Origin of the sequence: uncultured Campylobacter sp. (assembly GCF_938045225.1) — a bacterium.
Classification (GTDB): domain Bacteria; phylum Campylobacterota; class Campylobacteria; order Campylobacterales; family Campylobacteraceae; genus Campylobacter_A.
Genome location: NZ_CALINL010000246.1, coordinates 1 through 5,540 on the forward strand (window position 1 = coordinate 1; position 5,540 = coordinate 5,540).

The 5,540-nt window shown below is 35.7% G+C and carries 8 protein-coding genes; 1 reads left to right on the forward strand and 7 read right to left on the reverse strand.

The window, feature by feature from the left end:
* Positions 1–347, forward strand: a 347-nt coding sequence (mscL, locus tag Q0200_RS08745) for a large conductance mechanosensitive channel protein MscL (RefSeq protein ID WP_297940423.1), incomplete at its 5' end; no start/stop codon positions are given.
* Between the two features lie 45 nt (positions 348–392).
* On the opposite strand, the gene Q0200_RS08750 is transcribed toward mscL, so the two are convergent.
* From Q0200_RS08750 to Q0200_RS08780, 7 genes are all read right to left on the reverse strand, one after another.
* Positions 393–836, reverse strand: coding sequence for a DUF3021 domain-containing protein (locus tag Q0200_RS08750; protein WP_297940426.1), 444 nt, complete (start codon positions 834–836; stop codon positions 393–395).
* 12 nt (positions 837–848) lie between these two features.
* Complete coding sequence (locus Q0200_RS08755; RefSeq protein WP_004633480.1) at positions 849–1,283, reverse strand: LytTR family DNA-binding domain-containing protein; 435 nt, start codon at positions 1,281–1,283, stop codon at positions 849–851.
* Positions 1,284–1,467: 184 nt separating this feature from the next.
* Positions 1,468–1,662, reverse strand: coding sequence for a cation transporter (locus Q0200_RS08760; RefSeq protein ID WP_297940431.1), 195 nt, complete (start codon positions 1,660–1,662; stop codon positions 1,468–1,470).
* 16 nt (positions 1,663–1,678) lie between these two features.
* A complete protein-coding gene (locus Q0200_RS08765) occupies positions 1,679–4,495 on the reverse strand; it encodes a heavy metal translocating P-type ATPase (protein WP_297940434.1) in 2,817 nt (938 codons plus the stop codon).
* Positions 4,496–4,505: 10 nt separating this feature from the next.
* Entirely contained in the window at positions 4,506–4,853 is a 348-nt protein-coding gene (secG, locus tag Q0200_RS08770) for a preprotein translocase subunit SecG (RefSeq protein WP_002951410.1), read from the reverse strand.
* Between the two features lie 61 nt (positions 4,854–4,914).
* Entirely contained in the window at positions 4,915–5,298 is a 384-nt protein-coding gene (locus tag Q0200_RS08775) for a thiamine-phosphate pyrophosphorylase (protein WP_297940437.1), read from the reverse strand.
* Positions 5,291–5,540: Bax inhibitor-1 family protein (locus Q0200_RS08780; RefSeq protein WP_297940439.1), on the reverse strand; the 250-nt coding region annotated here is incomplete at its 5' end. The genes Q0200_RS08775 and Q0200_RS08780, both read right to left, overlap by 8 nt.

Below are 5,540 nucleotides of genomic sequence, written 5' to 3' on the forward strand. Positions count from 1 at the left end.
AAGGCAATGTATTAGATCTTGCAATCGGGGTTATTATGGGGGCTGCTTTTGGTAAAATCGTAAGTTCATTAGTAACTGATATTATGATGCCACTTATCGGGCTTCTTTTCCCATCTAAACCGGACTTCACTAACTTGGCTTGGGAAGGGATTAAATACGGTAATTTTATTCAAATTATCATCGACTTCTTAATAACTGCTGTAGCTATTTTCATCTTTGTTAAAGCTATTAACACTGCTAAAGAAAAAATGGCTAAAGAAGAAGAAACTGAAGAAAAAGCACCAGAAGTTGATAGTAAAGAAGAACTTCTTAAAGAAATCCGTGATTTATTAAAAGAAGGTAAATAATTAACAATAACATTAAGGAGCTGACGATGAATCGTCAACTCCTTTTTATTTATAATTAGATAGTTTACTATTTATTTTTTTTATATCATTTCTAACACTTAGATAAGATACTAATGCTATTACAGCATATAAGAAACTTGAAAATACTAACATTAGCATTAGAGTTTTTAACCCTACAAACCATTTTAAATAATATCCTGCTAGTAATAATGGAAGCATTATTAAAAGGTAATGTTTTAAAAATATCATTTTAAAGTTTTGCTCACCTGCATTTTTAAAAATTTCACTAGAAAATCCTTGTAAAACCCCTAAAACGATAAATATTATAGTCTGCACTACCATTGCTTTATTAGTATTTGAAAAGCTCTCTAAAAATTCAGGAACACCTGGAGAATAATCCTCATGTATTAAGCTAAACGCTAAAGATAAGATACTTCCTATCCCAATACCCATCAAACCAAATGCCACCATTTTTTTTAATAATCTCATTTTATTTTCCTCCTATATACCGAGTTTCAACTTAAACTCTTTAATCATCCTACGAGATACATAGCTAATATCAGAATTTTTATACTTTATGACTATCGTTCCTGTATTACTAAAATCTAAGTTTTTGATAAATTTTATATTCGCTATTTCACTTTGTGATATTTTTATAAAATTACGAGTTACCATATTTTCTACTTCATAAAGCTTTTTCTTCACAACATATGTATCTTTTAATGTTACAACAAAAGTTTTTCTATCCTCTATATACACCCTTATTATTTCACCTATATCTATAATACTCGCCTTATCTTCAACTATTCCTATTAAATACTCAGAACTATATTCGATATAATTTATTAAATTCTGAACTTCTTTATCAATCTTATTAGCACTAACTACAACTAATGTCTCTTTTACTTTTTCGTCTATATTTAACTCGAGTTTCATAATAACTCCTCCTTTCAATTATTATTTTAGCGAAAAAACAATATTAAATCTATACCTTTTGATTATCTGGTTATTTTACATACCTATTCGGTTTTTTCTTTATCTATTTTTAATAGAAACTTAAGCAACTCTATTCATCATAGTTAAAGACCAACCAAGAAATAATCTTGATTGGTCTTTTATTTTAATCAATTTTAAATTTTGTATCACTCAAGGCTTTTTGTAATACTTCTTTATCGGTTGTTCCTACTACTATTAATTTTTTCTTAGAGATATCAACTTCTACAGTTTCTACCCCTTCTATATCATTAAGTTTTTCTTTAACAACGGCAGCACAGCCACCACATTTTACTCCTTCTATATTATAAACTTTTTCCATGTGAACCTCCTGTAAATTATTTTATTCCCGCTCTTTTTAGTCTCAACGCATTTAATACTACCGATACTGAACTAAAACTCATTGCAGCTCCTGCTATCATCGGATTTAATAGCGGCCCTCCAAATATATGTAATACTCCCATAGCAACAGGAATACCGATAATATTATAAATAAATGCCCAGAATAAATTTTCTTTAATATTTTTTATTGTCACACGACTTAATTTTATTGTACGAGTTACACTAAGCATATCATTATTCATAAGAACAATGTCTGCAGATTCTATTGCTACATCTGTTCCTGCCCCCATAGCTATCCCAACATCTGCTTGTACCAATGCTGGAGCATCATTAATTCCATCTCCAACCATTGCAACCTTATTTCCAGCTTGTTGAAGCCTTGTTATTTCTTTATTCTTGTTCTCTGGTAACACTTCGCTAATTACTTCATCAATTCCAATTTGTCTCGCAATAATTTCTGCAGTTTTTTTATTATCACCAGTGAGCATAATTATTTTTATTCCCATTTGTTTTAATTTTTTTACCGCTTCTTTACTTGATGATTTAATTGTATCTGCAACAGCAATTATCCCTACTAATTTGTTGCCATAAACAATAAATAGTGGTGTTTTTCCCTCTGCTGCAAGTTGATCAGCTATTAAAAGATGTCCTTCTGTTGAAATAGAATTATTTTCTAAAAATATTTTATTCCCTACTAAAATATTCTCTCCATCTATTTCTCCCGAAATCCCAAGGCCCGAACTAGCTTTAAAATTTTCTACTTCGCTTAGCATAAACTCTTTCTCACGCGCTAAATTTACTATTGCCTCTCCTAGTGAATGTTCTGAATAATGTTCTATACTCGCTGCAAAACGTAGAACTTCATCTTTGTCATAATTATCAAATGTAACTACATCCGTGACTTTTAATTTCCCTTCGGTTAGTGTTCCTGTTTTATCAAAAACTACCACATTTACGCTTTGAGCTGTTTCTATTACTTCTCCACTTTTTATTAAAATTCCATGCTCCGCACCAAGTCCTGTCCCTACCATTATTGACGTTGGAGTCGCAAGTCCTAACGCACATGGACAAGCAATTACTAATACCGAAATAGAAATAGTAAGAGCAAATACCCCAGATTCATGTCCAATAAAATACCAAAAAGCTCCCGATAAAACAGCTAAGAAAATAACTACTGGAACGAATACACTTGCAATTTTATCAGCTAATTTTGAAATTGGTGCTTTTGATCCTTGTGCTTCTTCAACAAGTTTTATAATCTGAGCAAGAGCAGTATCTTCTCCAACTTTAGTTACTATCATTTCAAAAGTTCCTGTTTTATTAATACTTGCTCCTATTACATTATCACCAATATTTTTGTCAACAGGTAAACTTTCACCAGTTAACATTGCTTCATCAACTGAACTTGCACCTTTTGTTATCCTTCCATCCAAAGGTATTTTTTCTCCAGGTCGTACAACAATTATATCTCCAATAACAATATTTTCAACATCTAGTTTCACCTCTTCTCCATTACGGATAACATTCGCCGTCTTCGGTGCAAGGTTAATCAACGCTGCTATCGCTCCAGAAGTTCTTTCTTTAGAAACTGCTTCAAAATATTTACCAAGTGTAATAAGTGTTAAAATAACACCTGCAGATTCATAGTACAAGTTCATCACTGAATGCTCATTTCCTAAATAAATTAGAACAGTTGAATACAAGCTATAAATAACTGCAGCACCTGATCCTAGTGCAACTAACGAATCCATATTAGGATGTCCTTTAAACAATGACTTAACCCCAACTAAATAAAAACTTCTACCTAAATACAAAATTGGTAAAACTAAAATTATTTGAATAACAGCAAATAATCTTGCTTGTTCCATTGGATTTATTATCATAGGTAAGCCTACCATATCGGCCATAGCCAAGTATAATAAGGGAATCGCAAATATAGCAGATAAATAAAATCTACGTAATAAATTGGTTATCCGTTTAACTTTTTTTGTTTTTTGCCCTGTCATCGAGAAGTAGCCGTGCGTCGCGTTCTCGTCGGTTTTGATGATAAGTTCGCTAATCTTATTATCCTTCGGATAGTCTTGCGGAAGTATCCACTCGGCTTTTAGAAATTTGCTCGCAAGAGCGGACGGCAGGTGCGTGCCGTTCATCGCAGGGATCCTATCTAGTTCGTGCAGATCGCTATCTGCCGCGACCGCACCCGAGTTTTGGCTGAGTATCACCTCGATGCCGTGTTCTATCGCGACGTCGCGTACCCTGTCGTTATATTCACCGAAAGGATATGCAAAATATCGCGGTTTGTAGCCCATATTTTTTTCAAATTTGCCTATGCCGTCCTCAAAGTCGTTTTTTAATTTTTCCTCGTTAAGACCGACCATGTGCAAGTGACCGTAGGAGTGATAGCCGACCTCGCCGTATTTTTCGATCTCTTTGATCTGCTCGAAGGTCATAAAGTCGCCGTATTTTCGTGCGGTGGCCTCGACGTAGATCATCAGCGCAAACGGATATCCGTACTCTAAAAATACCGGTAAGCCTTTTTCGTAAAAGCTTTTGTAGCCGTCGTCTACCGTTAAAACTACCCAGTTGTCAGATACCGGCTCGCCGTTTTTTATCGCGTCCACGAGCTTTGAAAGCGGGATGACCTCGTAGCCTTTTTCTTTAAAATAATCAAACTGCTCGCGTAAATTTTTAATAGAGACGTTGGTGCTCGGGTGTCTGTCGTCGTCAAATCTATGATAGTTAAAGATATGCGCGTCTGCAAGCGCAAGCTGTGCCGCCGCAAAAAATGCGAGGGCGGAAACTAATTTTTTCACTAGATTCTCCTTATTTTTGCTCGCTTGTCGGAGCCGCAGGGGCTGCTGGAGCATTAGGGGCTTGCGGAACGACCGCCTCAGGAGCTGCAGGTAGCGACGAAGTGTCAACGCTATCTATGAGAGATTTGCTGCTTTGCGTGTTGTAAACGTAGCTTAACGCTAGGGTGTTTAAGATAAATAAAACGCCCACGACGAAGGTAAATTTGGCCAAAAATCCAGCCGGTCCTTTTGCACCAAACAGGCTTTCATTGCTACCGCTATATGCGCCCAGTCCGATAGAGGAGCTTTTCTGAAGCAAAACGGCGATCGTTAAAACTACCGCAAAAATAAACTGCAATACTAAAAAAAGCGAATCCATAAAAATCCTTTTAAATTTTTAAAATTAGTCGCGATTATACTAAAAAAGTTTTGAATTTGGGTTAAATTTCTTTTTCTATCTCATAAAGTTCGTAGCGCACGGTCTTAAAAATCTCGGAAATTTTAATGTCGATGAGCTTAAAACACTCCTCTAAAACCCTTGCGCTTTCTTGCGCGCGTTTGATGTTGGCGGTTTGTAAATCGTCCAAATTTAGGCGAATTTGCTCGTCTTTTAGGCTCGGTTTTAGCACGTCGTTTGCGGCGTCGCGAAATTTTAAGAATTCTTTTTGCGGGATTTTTGCCTTGTGGCGGAGAGTTTTTATTTTTTTAGCGAGGGTTAGGTCGTCAAAGCCGTAACGTCTGACGTCCTCAACGACTCTAAGCCCTTCTTTTAAGCGGTTTAAATTTGCGTCTATTACGCGGTAGAGCCGCTCTTCGTTAGTCATCTCTACTAAAAATGCCTAAAATTTGAAGTAAAGAAACGAATAGATTAACGAAATCAAGATAAAGAGCTACTGCGCCCTCGATCGGAGTTTCGTAGTTACCGCGGATGATATTTTGCGTATCGTAAAGGATATATGCGCTAAATAAAACCGCGCCCACGCTGGCAATCGCAAGCTGTAAAACCGGGCTGTGGAAAAATATATTTATGATCGCAGCCACGAGCAAAACGATAAGCGTGATGAAA